A 22,827-nucleotide genomic window follows, 5' to 3' on the forward strand; every position below is an offset into this window, starting at 1 on the left:
TGCCCTAGCTTTCGGCCTGGGCCAGCCATGCACGCTGGGTGGCGAGTGCCGCCTCGGCCTGCGCGATCTCCTTCGTGCGCCCGGCGGCCTGTGCCTTGGCGAGCTTGTCCTCCAGCTTCGCCACCGACTCCCGCAGTTTGGTGACGAACGGGGAGGAAGCCACCGACTGCTGCTCCCAGCGGGCGTCCGCGGCATCGCGCAGCCGGTCGCCGATCGCGGCCATCTGCCGTTCGAGCGTGCCGGCCGACTCGCGTGGGACCCGACCGATCTCGTCCCAGCGGATCTGCAGGTCGCGCAGCCGACGCAGGGAGCGGTCGATGTCCTCCAGGTCGAGGGCGTCCGCCTCCGCGAGCACCTGCTCCTTCTTGACCTGGTTCTCGCGCAGTTCGGCGTCCCGCTCGGCGTTGGCCTCGTTGCGCCGGTTGAAGAAGACGTCCTGGACCTCGCGGAACTCGGCCCACAGCGCGTCGTCGACGTCCTTGGCGGCCCGGCCGGCGGCCTTCCACTCGGTCAGCAGCGCCCGGTAGCGGGCGGTGGTACCGACCCAGTCGGTGGAGTCGACCAGCACCCGGGCTTCGGCGATGATCGCTTCCTTGCGCTCCTTCGAGCGGCTTCGCTGCGTGTCGAGCGCGGCGAAGTGCGCGGTGCGCCGCCGGGTGAACTCCTCCCGGGCGGCGACGAGGCGCCGCCACAGGGCCGAGTCGGTGCGCTTGTCGAGCGAGCCGACGGCACGGAACTCCTCCGCGAGCGTGCGGAACCGCTCGCCAGCGGACTTCCATTCGGAGCTCTGCCCGAGCCGCTCGGCCTCGGCGACCAGTTCCTCCTTGGCCGCGAGCACGCGGGCGCTGCGCTCGGCCCGCTCGGCGGCCAGCGCGGTGCGGCGGGCCCGGGTGCCCTCGATCACGGTCTCGAGCCGGGCCCGCACCGCGTCGAGGTCACCCACGACGGCCGCGGTGGGCAGCGAATCCAGCAGCCGACGGGCCGTGCCGGCCACCCCGGCCGGGTCGACGCCGGTCAGCGTGAGGCGCCGCTCCAGCAGCGTGACCTCAGCGCACAGATCGTCGTAACGGCGCTGGAAGTGCGCCAGCCCCTCGTCCGGACTGCCGGCGCGCCAGGATCCGACAGCGCGCTCCCCGTCCGCGAGGCGAACGTAGACCGTGCCGTCATCAGCGACGCGCCCCCAGGCGGCGGCGGTGTCGGATTCGCTGCGGTCGCTCATGGTGGTCCCGAAGATTGATGGTCCGAAGATCGGCTGATGGTTGGCTGTCATTCTTACAGGCGAAGGGCCCAGAGGGGACAGCCGCCGTGGATCGGGTCACCGCAGGCCGCGGCGAACCGAGGCGAGTCCCGCTGACCGAACGGAGGACGGCTCACGCCGCCGCCGCGGGCCCGTTGGTTCGGTTTCGACCGCCAGCCCTTGGAACCCAGCGCGACCGGGGTCAAGATACGTGACGGGGACGAGTCGGGCGAATGCCGGTCGCGAGGGCCGGGCGGCCGGGCCAGTCCGCATGGTCGAGGGGGTCTCGCCTGATGCGTATCCGTCGGATGCTACCGCTACTTGTCGCTCTCGGCATGATTTATCTCACGGCGTGTGGCGGTGGCGGATCGGCCGGCTCGGCCGGAGACGGGCGTCCCCCGGCGCGTTCGGCGACACCGGCCGTCGACGATCCGGCTGGCGCCAGGGCCTCGGCGGCCTGCGCGGCCCAGGTGCGGACGCTGCGACTGGTCACCGAGGACATCTACGGCGACGTGGCGCGGGCCGGCGCGGCGGCGATGCGCAAGGCCCATCCCGGGCTCACCGTCGACGTCGTCGCGGATGCCCATGACGACCCGTCGCTGGCCGCCGCGATCCGCGCCGACCGGGCCGCGGGGCGCGGCGTGGACGTGGCGGCCGCGGGGCTCGCGATGCTGCCCGAGATGGCCGGCGACCTCGGCGCCCAGCCGCTGTCCGCGCGGTCGCTGCGGGCCTCCTACGACCAGCGCGCGCTCGGCCTGGGCACCGTGGCCGGCCGGCTGGTCGGCATCCCGACGCAGCTCACCACGCTGGCGCTGGTCTACAACCAGGACCTCCTGGAACGGGCCGGGGTCGACCCGAAGACGCTGTCGGACACCGACGGCGTGCTCGCCGCCGCCGAGCGGATCAGGGCCACCGCGGGGGGTATCCAACCGCTCGACGTGATCACCGACGGGCAACAGGGCCAGCTGCTGCTCGCCACCCTGGCCAACTCCCGTGGCATCCCGCTGCAGGACGACGCCGGCCGCCCCACGCTCACCACCGCGGCCACCCGCGAGGCCGCCGCGTTCCTGGCCAGGATCGGTGGCTACGGTCCGCAGCCCGACCTTCCCATCCTGGCGCTGGCGCGCTTCGGGCCGCGCCGCCAGACGGCGATGCTCGCCATGGACCTCCGCGCGCTCACCGGCAACCTGAGGATCGTCGCTGGGGACGGTGCGCGGGGCCCGCGGATCGGCATGGTTCCCTTCCCCGTGCTGCCCGGCGGAACGTTCCGTCCGGTCGCGCAGGGAAGCGCGCTGAGCGTGCTGGCCACCGACCGCTGCCAGCGGGAGATGGCGACGGAGCTGGTGGTCACGCTGCTGTCGCCGGAGTTCGTCGCCGGCGACACCCGGGCGTCCAGCTCCATCCCGCTCGACACCGCGGCCGTCGGTGCGCTGTCCGCCTTCTACGCCACCTACCCGCAGCTGCGGGTCTTTCTCGGCACGGTCGGCTCGCTGGTCCGTCCGCCCTCCTGGGGCGGTGCGCTCGGCGGGCAGGTGGCCGGTGCGCTCAGCGGCCAGGTCGCCCGCCTGCTGCGCGGCGCGGACCCGACCCAGAGCCTCGCCGCCGCCCAGACCGAGGCCGAGAACCTGACCCGATAGTCACAATTATTCATCTGAATATGGGTCAACCTCGGTTTCGAGGGAGAACCGCGGTCGGATGCGGAAATGCGTGACGTCGGGCCGGAGATATGATTTGCTTCCCATCAAAGAGCACCGGGTGGTGCCAGTGGTTCGCGGCAGTGGTTCGCGGCAGTGGTTCGCGACGGTGGTTCGGGTGCCAGTGGTTCGGATGACAGTGGTTCGGGTGTCGGTGTCGAGGTGTGGTGTGGCCTGCGGGAGACTCCGCGTGTACGCGGGGTGCGGGTTCGGGTGTCCGGTTAGGCGTCCGGATGGGTGTTCGGGCGCATAGGTCGCTCAGGTACCCGTTGCTGTGGTCGTGGGGGTCATTTCGGGTGATGAACGGCCATTCCGGAGATGAGTTCCCGGTTGGGGCGTGCATTCACCGCCAACAGTGGTCCTTCCGTAACCCCTGTGCACGCATCGCGCCGGGGTAATCACTATGGACACCAGGATGTCGCGACATAGCGTTAGTGAGCGCTCACGGAATTCGCCCAGAGGATCCGACTCGAGGAGATCGTCGATGCTGACGGATAACGCGCACGCCTGCACACATCCGCTCGCATTCGTCCGCGCCCAGCGCGGTTGGTCCTACCAGCGACTCGCCCGCGTAGTTGCTCGCCGTGCCCGTGACCTGGGGGTGGCGAACATGGCGGCGGAACGGCAGAAGGTCTGGCGCTGGGAGCACCGCGGTGTGGTGCCGGACCGGGTTTCCCAGCTGGCGCTCGCCGCCGAGCTCGGCGTGCCGAACGACCGGCTGGAATCGCATCCCTGGCCCGCCTGGCTGCCCACCGGCGACGCCGTCCGGACCGAGTACCCCTGGACCCCGGGCGGCAGCGTCACCAGCCTGATGGACGTCGTCGAGGACGCCCTGTCCGACCGGCGGGGCTTCCTGACGATCACCGGGGTCGGGGTGGCCGAGCTCGCGTCGCAGTGGCTTGGGCTCGAGCCCGCGGAGCTCTCCGTCGCGTTGGCCGGCGGCCGGGTCGACGACCAGATCGTCAACCGGATCGAGCACAACATTCCGGGCCTGCGGGTGATGGACGAGCGCCTCGGTGGGGAGAGCGTGCGCCGCCTGGTCGACGCCGAACTCGGCCTGGTCGCGGACCTGCTCGTGCGCGGCTCCTACACCGAGCGGGTCGGGCGCCACCTGCACACGGTGGCCGCGGAGCTCGCCCGGTTCGCCGGCTGGGTCTCCTTCGACGCGGGTTTTCACACCGCCGCCCAGCGGTACTGGACCACGGCGCTGCACTGCGCGCACTCGGGCGGTGACCGCATGCTTGGTGCGAACGTCCTGAAGAACATGTCGCTGCAGTGTGTCGACTTCGATCGTCCGCGGGAGGCGGTCGAACTGGCCGAGGCCGCGGTGGCCTGCGTCGGCTCGGCCAGCAGCCGGGTCAGCGCCATGCTGCACATGCGACTGGCCCGGGCCTACGCCGCCACCGGCGAGACCTCCGCCTGCACGCAGGCGATCGTGCGTTCGGAGGAGGGCATGGCCGCGGCGGCCCCCGAGGAGCCGGCCTGGGCGGACTACTTCGACGACGGCGAGTTCCTGGCCCAGGTCGGCAGCTGCTACATCGACCTGGGGCACCTCGCCCAGGCGGACCGCTGGCTGGACCGTTCGCTGCAGGCCCTGCCGGTCTCCCGGGCCCGGGACCGGGCGACCTACCTGCTGCGACGGGCGTCCGTCCAGATCGATCTCGGCAACGTCGACCAGGGCTGCGCGATCACCCGGGAGGCCATGCCGATGCTCGAGGCGACCAGGTCCAAGCGCAACGCGCGCCGCGCCGACGAACTACGGCGGCGGCTACGGCGACACAGCGGCGACCCGCAGGCGCGCGAGCTCGATCAGGCGCTCTCCCGGTCCGCCTGACGGTCGCCGCCAGGGCGGCGCCAGACCAGGCGGCGCCAGACCAGGCGGCGCCAGACCAGGCGGCGTCAGACCAGGCGAGAGCGGGCTGGGGAGCAGGACGGGGCCGGGCGGGTCAGGAGGAGCGGAGCAGGCGTCCGGCGGGGCGCTTCGGCGTGGCGGGGGACTCGTCGCTGTCGGGGTCGATCGCGGCGGCGATGGGCGCGCCGTCCGGATCGGTGACGACGAGGGCGGTGTCCCCGGCGACGGAGCGCTTCACGATCGCCAGGGCGATCGGCCCCAGTTCCGCGTGCATCTCGGAGGTCCCGACGAAGCCGATCTCCCGGCCCGCGGCCGTCACCGGCGAACCGGCCGCGGCCACCATTCCGTCCAGGTGCAGGAGAACAAGCCGGCGCGGTGGACGACCCAGATTGTGCACGCGGGCGACGGTCTCCTGGCCCCGGTAACACCCCTTGTCCAGGTGGACGGCGGTGGTCAGCCAGTCCACCTCGTGCGGGATCGTGCGATGGTCGGTCTCCCGGCCAAGTCTGGGGCGACGGGCGGCGATCCGCTCCGCCTCGAACGCCGCGAGCCCCGCGGGCACCGCACCGGCGTCGCGCAGCCGCTGCGCCGTCCGGGCCAGCGCCGACCGTTCGACAAGCAGGTCCAGACCGTGTGGCAGCCGCCGCACCAGGACGCCCCCGGCCATGCGGATGACCGGATACGGACCCACCGTGGGGGCGCCGGTCGGCTCCGGGGACAACGGGTCGGGCAGACCGAGGTCGGCTCCCTGGGCCGCGTCGCCCTCCGCGGACAGGGCGGCGGCGACCACCCGGGACGCCTGCGGCCCGAGCACACTCAGGACGGCCCAGCCGGCGGTGACATCCTCCGGTTCGACCCGCAGCATGAAACGCATCGACTCCAGATAGCGCATCAGCCCGGCGGCGGTGCCCGGCTCGACATCGATCCAGGTGGCCGAACCGTCATCGGCGAGCACGAGGTGGTGCTCGACGTGCCCCTGCGGGGAGAGCACCAGCGCCTCGCTGCCCCGCAGCTCGCCCAGACCGGACAGGTGCTGCGAGGTGATGCTGTGCAGCCAGCTCAGCCGATCCGGCCCGCCGACCCGCACGACACCGCGATGGGAACGGTCGACGAGGACCGCACCGGTGGCCGCGGTGCGCTGCTCGCGCAGCGGATCACCGTAGTGCGCGGCCACCGGACCGTCGAGGCCCTGGCCGGCGACGGCACCGGGCAACCCGAGCAGCGGGGACGCCGCCCCCGTGGCTGCGGTCGACTCGGTCGGGCCCGGCTCGGGTTCGGCGCTCATGGACCGAGTCTAGGTCGCCGGACGGAATCAGCCCGGTCGCGATCACCGGACGGGCGGGCACCGCGGTGTCCCCGCCAGCCGGGTGTCATCCGGGTGTGGGCCGGGGCCGGGGGCTGAGCTGGCAGTCCTCGCGGGGTCGCGGATGGCGCTCGTTTGTTCCCGTCCCAGGGTGTCGTGAGCGTCCCAGTCGCCCCGGCGAAAAAGGCGTTGCGAGGGGCCCCCCGGGCCGCGTAGCGTCCTCGGTACACGAGAAGGGAGGTGGTCCACGCTTTGTATGCTCATAGGACTCGTGAGGTGACTGTCCGCTAGCCGGTCTCGTGGTCCTCACCTCTGGCCGTAGCCCACGGGCACCGGCACCGGCGAGTACCAGGCAGATCACCCGACCCCCGGGCGCCGTCGACAAGTCCCGACGGTCCTCGCTCCGCGCCTCGGCGCGGGCGGGGAAACGCCCGGGGGTCGCTTGCGTTCCGGCGTGGTTCTCGGCCAGGTGCCTCTTCGGTGGGGCGCCCGCGGGCATCCGCGGGCGAACGGGCCGTCGGTGACCGGCCACGACGGGACCGCCGCCGGCACCGGGCCGTTGTCATGGCGGCAATGCTGGCCGAGAGCCGGGGCGGACGGGCAGGATCTCGGGTATGCCGACTCTCGTCCTGCTCCGCCACGGTGAGAGCAACTGGAACCGTGAGAACCTGTTCACCGGCTGGGTGGACGTCGACCTGTCCGACAAGGGTGTCAAGGAGGCCGCCCGCGGCGGTGAGCTGCTGCTGGAAGCCGGTGTGCTGCCGGACGTGGTGCACACGTCCGTGCTGACCAGGGCGATTCGCACCGCGTGGCTGGCCCTGGACGCCGCCGGCCGAACCTGGATTCCGGTCCGTCGCCACTGGCGGCTCAACGAACGTCACTACGGTGGCCTTCAGGGGCTGAACAAGGCCGAGACCCTGGAGAAGTTCGGCGCCGAGCAGTTCCAGCTCTGGCGCCGTTCCTACGACACGCCCCCGCCGGAGATCGGAGTGGACCAGGCCAGCGGGATCGACGAGCGTTACGCCGATCTCGCCCCCGACCTGATCCCACGCACCGAGTGCCTGGCCGACGTGGTCGCCCGGATGCTGCCCTACTGGTACGACGCGATCGTGCCGGACCTGCGGGCCGGCCGCACCGTGCTGGTCGCCGCGCACGGCAACTCGCTGCGGGCGCTGGTGAAGCACCTGGACGGGATCAGCGACACCGACATCGCCGGGCTGAACATCCCGACCGGCATCCCGCTGCGGTACGAACTCGATGACGACCTTGGTGTCATCAGCTCCGGGTATCTGGACCCGGACGCCGCGGCGAGCGCGGCGGCGGCCGTCGCCGCGCAGGGCTCGAAGAAGTGACAGCGAAGCCGTAACGGAGCCGCCGGCGTGCCGACCCGACAGGTCGTCCACCAGGCCCGCGCGTGGTCGCGGGCCTGGGCACGCCGCCGCCGGCCGGACCGGCCTCGCCGGTCACGCCGACGCGATCTCCCCGGTGACCAGGTAGATCACCCGACGTGCGACGGACACCGCGTGGTCGGCGTACCGCTCGTAGTAGCGGCCGCACAGCGTGATGTCGATCGCCGCTTCCATGCCGTGCGGCCAGGGCTTCTCGATCAGCACGTGGAACAGGGTGCGGTGCAGCCCGTCCATCGTGTCGTCGTCGGCCTCGAGCTGCTTGGCCAGGTCGGTGTCGCGGCTGGCGATGACGGAGCCGGCCTTGGCCACGATGCGCTGGGCGACCTGGCCCATCTCCAGCAGCGTCCCGCGCAGCTCCGGTGGGACGGCCCGCCCTGGGTAGCGGCGGCGCGCGACCTTCGCCACGTGCAGCGCGAGGTCACCCATCCGCTCGAGGTCGGCGACGATCCGCAGCGTGGTGACCATGATGCGCAGGTCGGTCGCGACCGGGGCCTGCCGGGCCATCACGTCGAACGCGCGCTCCTCGATCTCGTTGCGCAACAGGTCGACGGTCTCGTCGCCGCTGATCACGTTCTCGGCGAGCTGCAGATCGGCGTCCAGCAGCGCGGTCGTCGCCCGCGCCATGGCCGAGGCGACCAGGTTGGTCATTTCGATCAGGGACTGGTCGATGCTGTCAAGTTCGTCGGTGAAGGCGTCCCGCACGGACGGCTCCTTGTCTTCGTTGGGTGGGGCTTCGCTGGGTGGTCTGCACGCGGTGGATCTTCGCGGAACGGGTCTTCGCGCAACGGCCTTCGCCGGGCGGTTCACGGACCAGAGTGGACGAGGCGGGATCGACAGGCGAAGGCGTGTGGATTCATGAGATCACAGCGGCGGCGCGGGTAGGACACGCCGAACCTTGACGATGCGGTGCAGCTCTCGCGGTTCGGTGAACGTCGACGATAGGTCCGATGAACAACGGGCGACGATCGGCGTTGGAGGACCGCACAGCGATGCCCAGGTGGCATGGCGGCACCTAGCATGCGGCGAGTGGGTGACAGGTCGGTGGATGCCGTGACATGCCGTGCGCTTCGCGTGAAGTCGCCTGTCTGTGCTGACCGTCCCGCTTCGGCGGACGGATGTCCCGAGGATGGACGATGACGCTGGTACCCGGCCGCACACCGGCGCACGCCGAACCAGGTGGGGGCGCGCTCGACGGTGTGCTCCTGCCCCCGAAGCTCATCCGTCGAGTGATCTCCGGGCTGCCGACCGGGCTGGTCGTGCTCGACGCGACCGATCGGGCGGTGCTGGTCAACACGGTCGCCCGCAGGATGGGTGTGGTCCGCGACTACGAGATCGCCGTCGCCGAACTCGCCGATCTGGTGCGTTCCACCCGCCTGGCCGGACGCGACCACGAACGTCAGATCGACCTGCCGCCGGTGCCCGAACCGCCGCTGACCCGGCCGCGTCCCGACCAGGAGGCGCTCGCCGTGCGTACCCGCGCACGCCTGCTGGACTCGACTGGTCATGTTGCCGTCATCCTCGATGACATCACCGAGTCACGTCGGGTCGAGGCGGTGCGGCGCGACTTCGTCGCCAACGTCAGCCACGAACTCAAGACGCCCGTCGGCGCGCTGCACGTGCTCGCCGAGGCGGTCGCCGCGGCCAGCGAGGACCCGGTGGCCGTGCGCCGGTTCGCCTCGCGGATGACCCGGGAGTCCGACCGGCTGGCCCGGCTGGTGCAGGAGATCATCGACCTCTCCCGGCTCCAGGGCGCCGAGCCGCTGCCCGACCTGCGCCCCCTGCTCACCGGCGAGCTGCTCACCGAGGCGGTCGACCGCAACCGACTGCACGCCCAGGCCCAGGAGATCTCCCTCGCGGTGATCGGGGACGGTGCGCTGCAGGTGCTCGGCGACGAGGGGCAGCTGGTCACCGCGGTCGCGAACCTGCTGGAGAACGCGATCAGCTACTCGCCGCGGGGCACCCGCATCGTGCTCGGTGTGCGCCGCAGCGGGACGACGGTCGAGATCTCGGTGGCCGACGAGGGCATCGGCATCGCGGAGAAGGACCTCGAGCGCGTGTTCGAGCGCTTCTACCGGGCCGACCCCGCCCGCTCCCGGGCCACCGGCGGCACCGGCCTGGGCCTGGCCATCGTCAAGCACATCGCGACCAACCACGGTGGAACCGTCACCGTCTGGAGCTCCGAGGGGGCCGGCTCGACCTTCACCATCCGCCTGCCCCTGTTCGCCAACGCCGCGGCGACCGCGACGCCCTCCGCCGGGATCGCCGTCCCCGTGCTCGTCGTCCCCGGTATCGCCGACGGCCGTGCCAGCTCCGACGACCCGGACGTGTCGGACCCCGGTGACATCCTCGACGCGCGGGAGATCCTGGCCGCGTCCGTCCAGGATGTGCCGGGCTGGGAGGCGTCCGTCCGGGACGAGGGTGCCACCGAGGTCGACGGCGATCAGGCCCGGGGCGATCATGATGCTGAGTTCCGGGGGGAACGCGGGAAGCGGTCCGGGTCGGCCGGTCCGTCGGACGGGACATGGGGAGCGATCGGGTGACCCGGCTGCTGGTAGTGGAGGACGAGGAGTCGTTCTCCGACGCGTTGTCGTTCATGTTGGAACGGGAGGGTTTCGAGGTGGGCGTCGTGGCCGATGGTCCCAGCGCCCTGGCGGAGTTCGATCGCCGCGGCGCTGACCTGGTCCTGCTCGACCTCATGCTGCCGGGGCTGTCCGGCACCGAGGTGTGCCGCACCCTGCGGACCCGTTCGAGTGTGCCGATCATCATGCTCACCGCGCGCGACAGCGAGATCGACAAGGTGCTCGGCCTGGAACTGGGCGCGGACGACTACGTCACCAAGCCGTTCTCGTCGCGCGAACTCGTCGCGCGGATTCGAGCGGTGCTGCGTCGCCGCTCGGAGACGGAGGAGGTCTCGGACACGACGCTCGAGGCCGGGCCGGTGCGGATGGACGTCGAACGCCATGTCGTCACGGTCGAGGGCGCGATGGTGACCCTGCCGCTGAAGGAGTTCGAGCTGCTGGAGATGTTCCTGCGTAACGCCGGGAGGGTACTCACGCGGGGGCAGCTGATCGACAGGGTGTGGGGGTCCGACTACGTGGGTGACACCAAGACCCTGGACGTACATGTCAAGAGGCTTCGGACGAAGATTGAGCGCGAACCCGGGAACCCGCGTCACCTCGTGACGGTGCGGGGCCTGGGCTACAAGTTCGAGCCGTGACCGCTGGCCGGTCCGGCGGAGGGGCGGTGTTCGGGTGCTCGGAGGCGTTCGTCCGGCGGGCTGGTTCCCGCTCGGGTCGCATCGTGCGGCCGCGCGGTCGAGGGTCGGCGAGTCGGACCGTCCCACCACGGTGGCCACGGCCGGGCCCGCGGACGCGGCCGAGCCGGCCGATCCGGTGGAGTCGGCGGGAGCGGGACTGGTCGCAGCGGTCGAGCTGACCGGGCTGGGCGACCCCGTGGGCCAGGTGCCCGCGGGTTCGCCGGCCGCGTCGGGTTCCGACCCCGCCGCGTCGGACGGTTCCGCGCCGGGTCCGGCGACATCCGGTGGGTCGGTGCCACCGGGTGGGTCGGTCGTGCTGGCCGGGGCGGTGGTGCTCGCCGGGGATGCCGTCCCGGTGCGGCCCGCGGGCGCCGGGCGCCCACGGGCGGGCATCGGTGTTGGGCCGCTGCCGGCCGGGCCGCATCCCGGCCCGATGCGGATGGGCGTGATCGACATCGGGTCGAACACGGTGCACCTGCTGGTCGTGGACGCCCACCGTGGCGGGCAGCCACAGCCGGCGGCCAGCGTCCGGGTGCCGCTGCGCCTCGTCGAACTGCTAGAGGCCGACGGCTCCCTCGGTACCGAGGGGGAACAGGCGCTCACCGCGTGCGTGCGGGACATGCGGGAGCAGGCCGAGGCGCTCGGGGTGCAGGACCTCGCGGCGTTCGCGACGTCGGCGCTGCGCGACGCGAGCAACGGCGATCAGGTTCTCGCCCGGGTCCGGGCGGCGACCGGGGTCGGGATCGGCATGCTCTCGGGTGAGGAGGAGGCCCGACTCACCTTCCTCGCGGCGCGGCGCTGGTTCGGCTGGAGCGCCGGGCGGCTGCTGGCCCTGGACATCGGTGGTGGCTCGCTGGAGATCGGCGCCGGCATGCACGAGGATCCCGAGGTCGTCGCCTCGCTGCCGCTGGGCGCGAGCCGGCTCACCCGCGACTGGCTGGCCGGCGCGGACAACGACCCGCCCCGACGTGCCGACCTCGCGGAACTGCGGCGCTACGTGCGGGCGCAGATCGCTCCGGTCGTCGGCACGATCTACCACCTCGGCGAGCACACCCGGGTGGTGGCGACGTCGAAGACCTTCCGTTCGCTGGCCCGGATCGCCGGCGCCGAACCGTACAGCCGCGGCCCCTACACCCGCCGGGTGCTGCGTCGTGACGACCTCGCGGACGTCGTCGCGAAGATCACCCGGATGACCGTCGAGGAACGGGCGGCGCTCGCCGGGGTCTCGGCGAGCCGGGCCGGGCAACTGGTCGCGGGCGCGATCGTGGCCGCGGAGGCGCTCGATCTGTTCAGCGTCGAGGAGGCGGAGATCTGCCCCTGGGCGTTGCGGGAGGGAGTCATCCTGCGCCGGCTCGACTGGCTCAACTCCGGCTGACAGCATCCGCCCATAAGGGGAAAAAAGTACTTTTCGGGTTGTGGGGGATCCGCCGGGATGCGATGATGATCGGATGTGGCCGCTGTCACGTGCGATATCAGGCTATGTACTGTCGGTGGACGAGCCGCGGCATGGGCGAACCCGCGGCGATGGCCTAGCCTGGACGAGGAAGGCACCCGGCAGCTCCGGCCGCCGGCTTCTACGGCAGGGAGATGGATTGCGGGCGAGGCGTCCGAGCACACGACCGGCCGATGCGGCCCGGTCGGATGCCGCCGGCCCGCCCCCGTCCCAGGTGCCGCTGCCCGAGCCCCCGTCGGCCGACTCGGCCGTCTCCCGATGGCCGGTTCCAGCCGACTCCTGCGCGCCGGACTCGACCCCACCACCCTCGGCTCCACGCCCCTCGGCTCCACGCCCCTCGGCTCCACGCCCCTCGGCTCCGGTCCCCTCGACCCCGGCTCCCTCGACCCCGGTCCGCTCGGCTCCGGTCGCCTCGGCTGGGCGGGCTGGTCGTCCGGCCATCGTGACGGCGCAGCGCGAGAGCGGCTCGGCGCTGCGGGTGCCGGCGGCGCGGGTGGCGCTGTCCACCGCGTCCACCTATCCCGAGTCGACGGCGTCCGCGTTCGAGATGGCCGCCCGGCTCGGCTACGACGGTGTCGAGATCATGGTCTGGACGGATCCGGTCAGCCAGGATCCGCAGGCGCTGCGTCGCCTGGTCGACTACCACGGGATACCGATCCTGGCGATCCACGCGCCGTGCCTGCTGCTGACCCAGCGGGTCTGGGGCACCGATCCGTGGGCCAAGCTGGTGCGCGCCCGCAGCGTCGCCGAGACGCTCGGCGCCGGGACGGTCGTCGTCCACCCACCGTTTCGCTGGCAGCGCGACTACGCGCGTGAGTTCATCACCGGCATCGAGCGGATGGCGGGGGAGACCGACGTCCGGTTCGCGGTGGAGAACATGTTTCCGCTGCGCGCCCGCGGTCGGGAGGTCTCGGCCTACGCACCCGACTGGTCGCCGGTGGACGACGACTACGCCCATGTCACCCTCGACCTCTCCCACACCAGCGTGTCCCGTTCCGATGCCATGGCCATGGCCGGTGAGCTCGGGGAACGGCTCGTCCACGTGCATATGGCCGACGGTATGGGCTCGGCCAAGGACGAGCATCTCGTCCCGGGACGGGGCACCCAGCCCTGCGCCGAACTGCTGGAACAACTCGCGACCAGCGGATTCGACGGCACGATCGTGGTCGAGATCAACACCCGGCGGGCCGAATCCCGGGTGCAGCGCGAGGCCGACCTGGCCGAGGCGCTGGCCTTCACCCGCCTGCATTTCGCCGCCCCCGCACTCGCCAGCGCCGCGAACACCACCGCCACCGGCACCGACAGCGGCACCGCCAACACTCCCGGCGTTCGGTCGTGATGACCGTCCGGCCAGGTGGTTCGCGACCCGGTGGGGGCTGACAGCGGCCGAAGCCCTCGGCACAATCAGGCCGTGACCGGTGCCCGTACCGCCACCGGCTCGATCTTCGACGCGCTGGCGGACGCGTACGCGGCGACACGCCCCGGTTACCCGGAGCAGATCCTGCTCGACATCGAGCGGATTCTTGGACGACCCCTGGCCGGCGCGGATGTCGTCGACGTCGGGGCCGGTACGGGCATCGCCACCCGGCTGCTGCTGCGGCGCGGCGCGCGGGTCCTGCCGGTCGAACCCGGGCCGGACATGCTTGCCCGGCTGCTCGCCGCCACTCCCGGGCTCCCCGCGGTGCGTGGGGACGGTGAGGCGCTGCCGCTGCGCGCCGACGCGGTCGACCTCGTCTGTTACGCCCAGGCCTGGCACTGGGTCGATGTGCCGGTCGCCGCCGCGGAGGCCGCCCGGGTGCTGCGGGGCGGTGGCGTGCTCGCCGTCTGGTGGAACGACGTCGACGCGTCGGATGCCCGCTGGTGGCAACGTCAGCAGGATCGACTCGAGCGGATGAGCCCCGGCTACCGGCGCGACTACCGCACCCGCCCCTACGCCGACGAACTGCGCTGGACGGGCCACTTCGAGGAGGTCGTCACCCTCACCGGGCGGTGGCAGCGGCGGATCGCCCTCGAGGACTACCTGACCTGGCAGCGCTCGAAGTCCTATGTGGCAGCCATCGGCGCCGACCTCGGCGAGTATCTCGAGGCCGAGCGCGACAGCGTCCTGCGCGCCTTTCCGGACGGGATCGTCGTCGAGCCCTTCCGTACCCTGTTGGTGATTGCCCGCGTCCCGGCGCAACCCGGGTCGTCGACGCTCGCCGAGTAGTACGAGCCGCCCGGAGGGTAGCTGTTCGGGTACCCCCGCTCGGCTATCTCCAGATGTAACGCGGGACGACCTTCGAGCACCCCGATAGTGGTCCCGTTTTGCTTTGGATGTGTGCTTGTTTGTAATGAATCGAATACGTCACGTCGAATCGAGTCGTGTGATTCATCGTCGGTTTCTCTCTCGTGCTTCGATCCGTTAGTCTTGGCCGCGATCGCGGGGTGGAGTCGTACTTCGCCGGTGCAGTGCGTGGATGGTCTGGCCGCAGGGCCTCGCCGCCGCGCCGCCTCCGGTGGGGATGACAGTGCACGGCTCATCCCGCCGTCGTATGCCCACCCCGGACGCAGGGTGCCGCCCGTCGGCGCGCTGATCGAGGAGGCGACGGCCCTAGTGCGGGGTGCTACCAAGTCAAAACCACAGGTGACGGTTCCGTCGCACCGCCGACCCGCCGGCGGATCGGCGGGCCATCGGGCCGATGCAAGACAGACGGGACAGGCCGCCCAGGCAGCCCAGGCCGCGGCGAAGTTCGCCTACCATCCGGCTCTGGACGGTATACGGGTGATCTGTATCTATGTGATCCTCGCCGGTCACATGGGTGCGATTCGAGCGAGCAACGTCGCGGTCGATGTCTTCTTCGTGCTCAGCGGATTTCTGATCACGGCGCTGCTGCTGGCCGAACATCATCGGACCGGAACCGTCTCGATCGGTCGGTTCCTGGTCCGGCGAGCCTTCCGGCTCATGCCGGCGATGTGGGTCTACCTGTTCGTGGGGCTTCTGGTCACGGCGCTGTTCAAATGGGACGACACCGCGTTCCGTGACGATTTCGTCGGCAGTGCGACATCGGCCTTCTTCAATGTGAACAACTGGTACAAGGTCGCGCACCCGGAGGCGGGTGGACGTTGGCTCGCCCACGTCTGGTCGCTCTCCCTGGAGGAGCAGTTCTACCTGCTGTGGCCGGTGATGTTCGTGCTGGTGCGCCGGTCCGCGCGGCTGCGCCGGCACCTCGGGCTGATCCTGCTCGGCCTGGTCCTGATGCTGGCCGGCTGGACCTACGTCCTGGCAGGCGACGGTGCGCCGCACACCCGCGTCTACCTCGCTCTCGACACGCATGTCGCCCCGCTGCTGATCGGATGCCTGCTCGCGGTGTGGCGCGACACCCGCCTGCGCGCCCTGTCCCGGGCCGAGGACCTCGCTCCGCCCGTGCCGCCCACGCCACCGCTGCCGCTGCCGCTGCCGTCCACGCCACCCGGGCCGTCCGGACGTCGCGTCGCGTCGACCTGGTCGGCGGCGAGGGCTCAGGGCCATCGGCGACACGCCTCGCGACCTCGGACCGGTAGCGACAGCACCACTGGTGCCACCGCGGCCGTCGTACGACGGTGGCCGGCGGGACGACGCATCGCGGCGCTGGGGCTCGCCGCCGCGATCGGGCTGGTCCTGTTCGCCTTCCTCGGCCCGAACAAGAACGTCCACGCCGCGAACTGGCTCGACCGCGCCGCCTACCTGCCGAGCGCGCTGCTGGCCGCGATCGTCGTGCTCAGCGCCGACCTTCGCCGGGATGCCGCCTGGGTGCGGCTGCTCGGCCGGCCGCGGATGGCGTCCCTCGGCAAGATGACCTTCAGCGTCTACCTGTGGCACTACCCGGTGATCTCGGCGGCCAACGGACAGCTGGTGCCCCGGATCGGCCTGTGGCCGGCAGTCGTCTGCGCGGCGGCGGCCAGCACGTTCGTCGCCTACTTCTCCCATCGTCTGATCGAGCGCCCGGCGCAGCGGATGCGTCCGGGGTGGGCGGACACCCCGCGTGGCCCGCGACGGGCGGCCGTCGCCGTGGCGGAGCGGTTCGCGCATCCCGCCGAGCGGCGGGTGGAGGACACCGCCGGGCTGCGCTGGCGGTGGGAGTCCGCGGACGAGGGCCGCCCGAGCCCCCGGGCGGGCATGGTCCGCGCCGGTGAGGACACCCTCGCCCTCCGGCGCGGCAGCCCGACGCGGTCATCCGAGCTGGGATACCCGTGGTCCAGCGAACCGGAGACCGACGACGTCTGGGTGGATGAGGGCTATGCGCGTGTCCCCGTCGGGTACGCGAGCCACGCCGCCCGGGGGATGGATACCCACGGCGACGTCCGCTACGCCGATGTCCCGGTGGATCCGGTGGGCGCCGTCCCCGGTCCGCCCGCCCCGCCGGCATATGATCATCGGTGGTCGGTGGCCGGCTGGGATCCGGTGACCGGTCCGAGTCGGCTGCCCGCCGATCCGGCGTACGTGGACGAGGTGTACCCCGGTGAGCTGATCGTCGCACCCCGCGAGACGGGCGTTCCCGCACGCGTGGAGGACCCCTGGCACTCATCGCGCGGCGTCTCGCGTCGGCCCCTGGCGGGCTGACCCGCGGGTCCGGCGGTGGCCGGGCGTGGGTGGGGGGCGGTCGGCTGCGGGGGTACGTCCGGGTGGGCCATACTCTCCTGGCCGGCAAGCTGGACGAACTGGACACGCTGGATCAAGGGCTGAGGAAAGGGACGTTCATGGTCATCGGGGTCATGGGGGCGGGCAGGCTCGGGAGCGCGGTGCTCGCCGGCCTGCTCGCCTCCGGGCACGCCGCCGAGGACGTCGTCGTGGCGGAGAAGGACGCGGCCCGGGCGGCCGAGATCGCGGGTCAGCACGGGGTGGAGGTTCATCCGCCGACGGTCGTCGCGCAGCGGGCGGACGTCCTGCTGGTCGTGGTCAAGCCGCAGGACGTCGCCGCCGCGCTCACCGAGGTCGCCCCCGTGGTGGCCGCCGACACGCTGGTCGTGTCGCTGGCGGCCGGGGTGACGACCGCGGCGATCGAGGGGCACCTGCCGTCGAAGCCGCCGGTCATCCGGGTCATGACCAACACGCCGCTGCTGGTCGGGGCGGCGATGTCGGCGATCTGCGCCGGTCAGCACGCTGGGGACAGGCATCTGGCCGCGGCCGAGGCGCTGCTCGAGCCGGTCGGTCAGGTCGTCCGGGTGAGCGAGGCGAGCCTTGACGCGGTGACCGCGTTGTCGGGCAGCGGGCCGGCCTACTTCTTCTACGTGGTCGAGGCTCTGGTCGAGGCCGGGGTGCGGCTCGGGCTGCCGCGGGCGCTGGCGACGCAGCTCGTCACCCAGACCGCGACCGGCTCCGCGCGGATGCTGGCCGAGACCGGCGAGAACCCCGCGTTGCTGCGTGAGGCGGTGACCTCGCCGGCCGGTACGACCATCGCCGCGCTCCATCACCTGGATCGCGCGGCGGTGCGCGCGGCGCTGATGGACGCCTGCCTGGCCGCCAGCGACCGCTCCCGCGAACTCGGCCAGACCTAGCCGACCAGCGTCGTCGCTGGCAGCCCGGAGCACCGGGCTCCCGTGTTTGCCCGCCGAGGCGGGTAGGCTCGCTCGGTAACCTCCTCAACATAGATCGGTCGGGTACGTGGGCTCAGTCATCAAGAAGCGTCGTAAGCGGATGGCCAAGAAGAAGCACCGCAAACTGCTCAAGCGCACGCGCGTCCAGCGTCGTAACAAGAAGTAGGCACGGCCCCGCCGTCTCGCTCCTGTGACTCCGCTCGTCCGAGCCCGTCCGTCGGACGATCCGGCTGACCGCGTCCAGCACGGGCGCCTGCCTGGTCACCGGCCCGCCACCAGCACCCTGTCATGTACCTCAGGGAAGCACGGCATATCGCTCTACGTGCTCTGACGATTGCGGTGTGGCAGGCTGGCGTCACAAGGTGGCGTTGCCGCGTGCTGACGCAGGCAGGGGAGTGAGATGGCGAGTTCGTGGATCAGTTTCCTGTCCGACTACGGTGTGGACGACGCCTCTGTCGGCGTCTGTCACGGTGTGATCGCCAGGCATGCCCCGTCGGCCCGCGTGCTTGATCTCTGTCATGGGATCGCACCGCAGGACGTCGGTCATGCCGCCATAACCTTGGCCGATGCGGTGGGCTACCTGCCGATCGGCATCCATCTCGTCGTTGTCGAGCGCCTCGACGCGGACGGGTACACCCGGGGAATCGCGGTTCGTGCCGCCGACGGCTCGGTGTTCGTCTGCCCGGACAACGGCGTCGCCTCGCTGGCCTGGGAGGCCCGCGGCGGGATCGTCGAGGTTCGCGAGATCGCCAACCGGGAACTGTGGCTGCCGCTGCCGACCGCGGTCTTTCGCGGGCGTGACGTCTACGCGCCGGTCGCCGCCCGGATCGCCGGGGGCCTCGACCTGGCCCAGGTCGGCCCGCCCCTCGACGCGGCCAGCCTCATCCAGTTCCGGCCCCGCAGCTGCGTCGTCGACGACGACCATGTGCACGGCGAGGTCGTCTCGATCGACCACTTCGGCAACCTGTCGCTGAACATGACGCGTAACGACCTCGAGGCCGCCGGCATCCTGCTCGGCGATCCCGTGCAGGTCCGCACCGGCAGTCGGGCCATGCGGCTGACCTTCACCCACACCTACGGCGAGGTGCCCCGGGGTGGCGTGACGATCTGCGAGGACGCGCTGCGCCGTCTGATGATCGCGGTCAACTGCGGGCGTGCCAGCGACGCGCTGCGGCTGCGCCGGGAGGACGCCGTCGTCGTCAGCCAACTGCCCCGCGAGACGTCTCCCTTTCAGATAGTCCGGGATCTGCCCCTGTCCGTCTGACCCGGCGGCCGCCCACCACCGCGAAATGGCTACTCAGAGTAGCTAACGCGCCGCCGCATCCTTACGCTGCGCAGTGAATGCGGCGTGTGTGCGCGTACGATGACGAGGACGATGGCGCAGCCACGAGCACCCGGTGGATGGTGGACGGGTGGCTGGTGGTCTGCGGGGGCATCTCGCGATCAGCCGTGGCGTGGCACGTCACCGCGTCGGGGCCGGGCCGTTCCGGGGAGACTGCGATGAGACCACGCCGGGTTCTGGTGACCGGTGTCGCCCGTCCGCTGGGCGCCGAGGTCGCCTCCGTGCTGGCAGCCGATCCCGAGATCGAATCGGTGATCGGTGTTGACACCACCGTTCCCACGGCCGATCTCGGCCGTACTCATTTCGTTCGTGCCGATATCCGCCATCCGCTGATCGCCAAGGTGATCTCCGCGACCGGTATTGACACGGTGCTGCATCTCAACGTCATCGCGACGCCGCTGGGAGCCGGCGGTCGAGCCGCGATGAAGGAGACGAACGTGATCGGCACGATGCAGCTGCTCGCCGCGTGCCAGAAATCGACCACGGTCACCAGGCTCGTGGTGAAGTCCACCACCGCGATCTACGGTTCCTCCGCGCGTGATCCCGCGCTGTTCACCGAGGACACACAGCCACGTGCGCTGCCCGTGGCCGGCTATGCGAAGGATGCCGTCGAGGTCGAGGGCTACGTGCGCGGATTCAGCCGGCGCCGGCCCGACATCGCGGTCACCGTGCTGCGGTTCACCAACATCCTCGGCCCGCACTCCGACAACGCGCTGGCACTCTACCTGGATCTTCCGGTGGTGCCGACGGTGCTGGGCTTCGACCCGCGCATCCAGTTGCTGCACTCCACCGACGCGCTCGCGGTGCTGCTGCGCGCCGCGCGCGGCCACCACGCGGGTACCTTCAACGTCGCGGGGGATGGCGTGATGCTGCTGTCGCAGGCGATTCGACGGGCCGGCCGGCCGAGTGTTCCCGCTCCCTTCCCGGCCATCGAACTGCTCGGGGGGCTCGCCCGCCGACTACGGATCATCGATTACTCCGCGGAGCAGCTCGATCTGCTCACGCATGGGCGGGCGGTGGACACGAGTCGGCTGATCGGGGTTTTCGGCTACCGCCCGCGGTATTCGACGGTGGAGACCTTCGACGCGTTCGTGCGGTACCGGGACCTTCGATTCACCATCGATCACGAGCTGGTCTCCCGCGTCGAACATGGTCTGCTCGGTTCGCTGAACCGGCGACGGCTGGCGGGTTCGGCGCGATGACGGCCCGGTTCGCGACGTTCCGCCATGCCCGGCGGGAAGCCAGGGAAGGCGGCGGCGTTCATGTCCGACGGTGACGTACCCGAGCCCACACAGGGCGAGGCGAAGATCATCCAACTCAACGGTGACCGACATCCGGACCAGGAGGGCGCGAGGCCCGGTGCCACCCGCCGTGACCGGACCCGCGCGCGTGGCACCACCGCGCATGGCACCACCCAGCCGGCACAGCGCCGTTCGACCACCCCGACCGCCGCGACCAAGCCGACCGCTCCCGCCGCGGCACGTGCCACCCCCGACGCCGACGACGGTGGCGAGTCCCCCCTGCGCGGTGTCGGCCCGGACGCCGCCGGCCCGCGGGATGCGAACCGGACCCCCGCGGCCTCCCGCACGGCCGCGGAAACACCGTCGCGTGGCCGGACCGGTGCGACCGGTGAGGTAGCGCGGGCACCTCGAGCCCGCCGCAGGACGCTGGACGGCCCCGCGTCGGCCGATCCGCCAGCCACGGTCACCGAGATGGGCCCGCGGCCCGCGGTCGGCGACGCCGACCGGACGGCCGACGATGCCGACCGGCCGGCGGACGACGCCGAGCGACCCGGCGCGGGCACCGGTGACCTCGAGTCGGCGTTGGCGGGCGTGCTCGCCTTTCTGCGCCGCCGGATCACCGGCGACTACGTCATCGACGAGCATGGCTTCGATGCCGATCTGACCGAGCACGTGCTCGCTCCGCTGCTGCGCCCGATCTACCGCGACTACTTCCGCGTCGAGACCCGGGGTCTGGAGAACATTCCCGACACCGGTGGTGCCCTGGTGGTCGCCAACCACTCCGGCACCCTGCCCGTGGACGCCCTGATGATGGCGATGGCGATCCTCGACCACCATCCCGCCCACCGCAACCTGCGGATGCTGGCGGCGGATCTCGTGTTCGCGGTGCCGTTCCTGGCGCCCTTCGCCCGCAAGATCGGTAACACGCTGGCCTGTCAGGCCGACGCCGAGCGGCTGCTGGGTGCGGGCCATCTCGTGGGCGTGTGGCCGGAGGGGTTCAAAGGGGTGGGAAAGCCCTTCCGGGATCGCTACACCCTCCAGCGTTTCGGCCGGGGCGGATTCGTCTCGGCGGCGCTGCGGGCCGGCGTGCCCATCATTCCGTGCACGGTCGTCGGCGCGGAGGAGATCTATCCGATGATCGGGAACGCGAAGTCACTGGCCCGACTGCTCGGACTGCCCTATCTGCCGATCACACCGACCTTCCCCTGGCTGGGGTTGTTCGGTCTGGTCCCGTTGCCATCGAAGTGGTACATCGAGTTCGGTGAGCCGGTCGCCACCGATGTTCATCCGCCGGAGGCGGCTGACGATCCGATGCTCGTCTTCGAGCTCACCGACAGTATCCGGGAGACGATTCAGCACACGCTGTACAGCCTGCTGATGCAGCGCCGTTCGGTCTTCTTCTGACAGGGGCCAGCCGGCCAGTGGGTCGTGGGCGGATCAGGCGCTGACGACCCGCCGCCGCAGCGCCATCCCGGCCGCGACACCGCCGGCGAGCGCGCCCGCGCCGGCGGCCGCCGGAATGCCGATCCGGACCGCCTTGCGGGCCGTCCGGAAATCCTTGACCGGCCAGTCCCGTTCCCGGGCGATCGCCTTGAGATCCGGGTCCGGGTTGATGGCGACCGGATGGCCGACCAGGGAGAGCAGCGGAAGGTCGTTGATCGAGTCGGAGTACGCCCAGCAGCGGGACAGATCCAGCCCCTCACGTTCGGCCAGGGCCGCCACCGCCTCGGCTTTCGCCTGGCCGTGCAGCAGCCCGCCGACCAGCCTGCCGGTGTAGGAACCGTCGCGGACCTCGCTGACGGTGCCCAGCGCACCGGTCAGGCTCAGGCGGCGAGCGATCACCGAGGCGAGTTCCACCGGGGTCGCGGTCACCAGCCAGACCCGCTGGCCGGCGTCCAGATGCTGCTGGGCGAGCGCGTGGGTGCCCGAGTAGATCTGCTCCGCCATCCGCTCGTCGTAGATCTCCTCGCCGTAGCGGACGATCTCCGCGACCGAACGGCCGGCCACGAAGGCGAGGGCGGTCTCCCGGGCGTCCTGGATGCCGTCGGGGTTCTCCTGCCCGCGCAGCCGGTAGGTCAGGTGCGCCAGCCCGAAGCGGAGCAGATCGCGGGAGTCGAAGAAGTCCCGGGCGGCCAGACCGCGGGCGAAGTAGAAGATCGACGCGCCGGCCATCACCGTGTTGTCGACGTCGAAGAAGGCGGCCGTGGACTCGTCGAACGGTGGACGAGGGACTTCCTGCGCCGCGACCTTCAGCGCGGCGATCGCCGCAGCCTCGGCCGCCTGCCTGATCTCGGCCGCACCCTTGCGTCGCACCCTCATCCGGTCATCTCCATGCGGTCCTGCGCCCGTCAACGTGTCGTCAGACTACGGCGCGATGCTGTCTGCGGACGGCTCCCGGCGGGGATCTGATGGCGCGAAGGTGCTCCCGCCAACAACAACGCGCAGGGCGGGTCGGTGATTCGCCGGAAAATTCCGCGGATCGCGAGT

General features: G+C 71.5%; 18 protein-coding genes. 14 read left to right on the plus strand and 4 right to left on the minus strand.

Translation table 11 applies throughout. From position 1 onward, the window contains the following. Window positions 1–4: 4 nt before the first annotated feature. Window positions 5–1,219 carry a DUF349 domain-containing protein gene (locus MXD59_RS02885; RefSeq protein ID WP_248823333.1) on the minus strand — a complete coding sequence of 405 codons (1,215 nt, stop codon included), beginning with the start codon at window positions 1,217–1,219 and terminating at the stop codon, window positions 5–7. A gap of 353 nt (window positions 1,220–1,572) precedes the next feature. On the opposite strand from MXD59_RS02885, the gene MXD59_RS02890 reads away from it, so the two are divergent. Beyond that, entirely contained in the window at window positions 1,573–2,874 is a 1,302-nt protein-coding gene (locus MXD59_RS02890; RefSeq protein WP_248823334.1) for an extracellular solute-binding protein, read from the plus strand. 541 nt (window positions 2,875–3,415) lie between these two features. Beyond that, window positions 3,416–4,765, plus strand: coding sequence for an NsdA family TPR-like regulatory protein (locus MXD59_RS02895; protein WP_248823335.1), 1,350 nt, complete (start codon window positions 3,416–3,418; stop codon window positions 4,763–4,765). Window positions 4,766–4,877: 112 nt separating this feature from the next. Here MXD59_RS02895 and ygfZ read toward each other — a convergent pair whose 3' ends face one another. Continuing rightward, window positions 4,878–6,068 (minus strand): CAF17-like 4Fe-4S cluster assembly/insertion protein YgfZ, encoded by a 1,191-nt coding sequence (ygfZ, locus tag MXD59_RS02900; protein ID WP_248823336.1) that lies wholly within the window; start codon window positions 6,066–6,068, stop codon window positions 4,878–4,880. 632 nt (window positions 6,069–6,700) lie between these two features. Between ygfZ and MXD59_RS02905 the strand changes: the two genes are divergently transcribed. Beyond that, entirely contained in the window at window positions 6,701–7,438 is a 738-nt protein-coding gene (locus MXD59_RS02905; RefSeq protein WP_248823337.1) for a phosphoglyceromutase, read from the plus strand. Window positions 7,439–7,549: 111 nt separating this feature from the next. Here MXD59_RS02905 and phoU read toward each other — a convergent pair whose 3' ends face one another. Beyond that, window positions 7,550–8,197, minus strand: coding sequence for a phosphate signaling complex protein PhoU (gene phoU / locus MXD59_RS02910; RefSeq protein WP_248815400.1), 648 nt, complete (start codon window positions 8,195–8,197; stop codon window positions 7,550–7,552). 431 nt (window positions 8,198–8,628) lie between these two features. Here phoU and MXD59_RS02915 point away from each other — a divergent pair, with 431 nt between their 5' ends. From MXD59_RS02915 to MXD59_RS02965, 11 genes are all read left to right on the plus strand, one after another. Then, the gene (locus tag MXD59_RS02915) at window positions 8,629–10,035 is read left to right on the plus strand and encodes a sensor histidine kinase (protein ID WP_248823338.1); all 1,407 of its coding nucleotides are present in this window, start codon (window positions 8,629–8,631) and stop codon (window positions 10,033–10,035) included. Then, window positions 10,032–10,712, plus strand: a complete 681-nt coding sequence (locus MXD59_RS02920; protein ID WP_163549896.1) for a response regulator — start codon at window positions 10,032–10,034, stop codon at window positions 10,710–10,712. Before MXD59_RS02915 ends, MXD59_RS02920 begins: the two co-directional genes overlap by 4 nt. A gap of 130 nt (window positions 10,713–10,842) precedes the next feature. Next, entirely contained in the window at window positions 10,843–12,126 is a 1,284-nt protein-coding gene (locus tag MXD59_RS02925) for a Ppx/GppA phosphatase family protein (RefSeq protein WP_504858285.1), read from the plus strand. A gap of 520 nt (window positions 12,127–12,646) precedes the next feature. Continuing rightward, on the plus strand, window positions 12,647–13,543 hold the full coding sequence (locus MXD59_RS02930) for a sugar phosphate isomerase/epimerase family protein (RefSeq protein WP_372511879.1): 897 nt from the start codon (window positions 12,647–12,649) through the stop codon (window positions 13,541–13,543). 72 nt (window positions 13,544–13,615) lie between these two features. Further along, on the plus strand, window positions 13,616–14,410 hold the full coding sequence (locus MXD59_RS02935; RefSeq protein ID WP_248823340.1) for a class I SAM-dependent methyltransferase: 795 nt from the start codon (window positions 13,616–13,618) through the stop codon (window positions 14,408–14,410). A 417-nt stretch (window positions 14,411–14,827) separates the two neighbouring features. Continuing rightward, complete coding sequence (locus MXD59_RS02940) at window positions 14,828–16,783, plus strand: acyltransferase family protein (protein WP_308301632.1); 1,956 nt, start codon at window positions 14,828–14,830, stop codon at window positions 16,781–16,783. 137 nt (window positions 16,784–16,920) lie between these two features. Continuing rightward, window positions 16,921–17,718 (plus strand): pyrroline-5-carboxylate reductase, encoded by a 798-nt coding sequence (gene proC, locus MXD59_RS02945; RefSeq protein WP_248823450.1) that lies wholly within the window; start codon window positions 16,921–16,923, stop codon window positions 17,716–17,718. Between the two features lie 106 nt (window positions 17,719–17,824). Continuing rightward, complete coding sequence (locus tag MXD59_RS02950) at window positions 17,825–17,923, plus strand: 30S ribosomal protein bS22 (protein ID WP_003948845.1); 99 nt, start codon at window positions 17,825–17,827, stop codon at window positions 17,921–17,923. A gap of 234 nt (window positions 17,924–18,157) precedes the next feature. Further along, window positions 18,158–19,021 (plus strand): SAM hydrolase/SAM-dependent halogenase family protein, encoded by an 864-nt coding sequence (locus MXD59_RS02955; RefSeq protein WP_248823342.1) that lies wholly within the window; start codon window positions 18,158–18,160, stop codon window positions 19,019–19,021. Between the two features lie 236 nt (window positions 19,022–19,257). Continuing rightward, entirely contained in the window at window positions 19,258–20,301 is a 1,044-nt protein-coding gene (locus tag MXD59_RS02960; protein WP_248823343.1) for an NAD-dependent epimerase/dehydratase family protein, read from the plus strand. A 60-nt stretch (window positions 20,302–20,361) separates the two neighbouring features. Continuing rightward, the gene (locus MXD59_RS02965) at window positions 20,362–21,744 is read left to right on the plus strand and encodes a lysophospholipid acyltransferase family protein (protein WP_248823344.1); all 1,383 of its coding nucleotides are present in this window, start codon (window positions 20,362–20,364) and stop codon (window positions 21,742–21,744) included. Between the two features lie 33 nt (window positions 21,745–21,777). Here MXD59_RS02965 and MXD59_RS02970 read toward each other — a convergent pair whose 3' ends face one another. Beyond that, window positions 21,778–22,659, minus strand: coding sequence for an HAD family hydrolase (locus tag MXD59_RS02970; protein WP_248823345.1), 882 nt, complete (start codon window positions 22,657–22,659; stop codon window positions 21,778–21,780). Window positions 22,660–22,827: the final 168 nt, after the last annotated feature.

Source organism: Frankia umida (genome assembly GCF_023242945.1).
GTDB lineage: Bacteria > Actinomycetota > Actinomycetes > Frankiales > Frankiaceae > Frankia > Frankia umida.

Excerpts from the sequence above, each read along its gene's own strand:
- MXD59_RS02955 (WP_248823342.1), top strand. The coding sequence starts at position 18,158 with ATGGCGAGTTCGTGGATCAGTTTCCTGTCCGACTACGGTGTGGACGAC.
- MXD59_RS02895 (WP_248823335.1), top strand. The coding sequence starts at position 3,416 with ATGCTGACGGATAACGCGCACGCCTGCACACATCCGCTCGCATTCGTC.
- MXD59_RS02885 (WP_248823333.1), bottom strand. The coding sequence starts at position 1,219 with ATGAGCGACCGCAGCGAATCCGACACCGCCGCCGCCTGGGGGCGCGTC.
- MXD59_RS02890 (WP_248823334.1), top strand. The coding sequence starts at position 1,573 with ATGATTTATCTCACGGCGTGTGGCGGTGGCGGATCGGCCGGCTCGGCC.
- MXD59_RS02905 (WP_248823337.1), top strand. The coding sequence starts at position 6,701 with ATGCCGACTCTCGTCCTGCTCCGCCACGGTGAGAGCAACTGGAACCGT.
- MXD59_RS02960 (WP_248823343.1), top strand. The coding sequence starts at position 19,258 with ATGAGACCACGCCGGGTTCTGGTGACCGGTGTCGCCCGTCCGCTGGGC.
- MXD59_RS02965 (WP_248823344.1), top strand. The coding sequence starts at position 20,362 with ATGTCCGACGGTGACGTACCCGAGCCCACACAGGGCGAGGCGAAGATC.
- MXD59_RS02970 (WP_248823345.1), bottom strand. The coding sequence starts at position 22,659 with ATGAGGGTGCGACGCAAGGGTGCGGCCGAGATCAGGCAGGCGGCCGAG.
- proC (WP_248823450.1), top strand. The coding sequence starts at position 16,921 with ATGGTCATCGGGGTCATGGGGGCGGGCAGGCTCGGGAGCGCGGTGCTC.
- ygfZ (WP_248823336.1), bottom strand. The coding sequence starts at position 6,068 with ATGAGCGCCGAACCCGAGCCGGGCCCGACCGAGTCGACCGCAGCCACG.
- MXD59_RS02915 (WP_248823338.1), top strand. The coding sequence starts at position 8,629 with ATGACGCTGGTACCCGGCCGCACACCGGCGCACGCCGAACCAGGTGGG.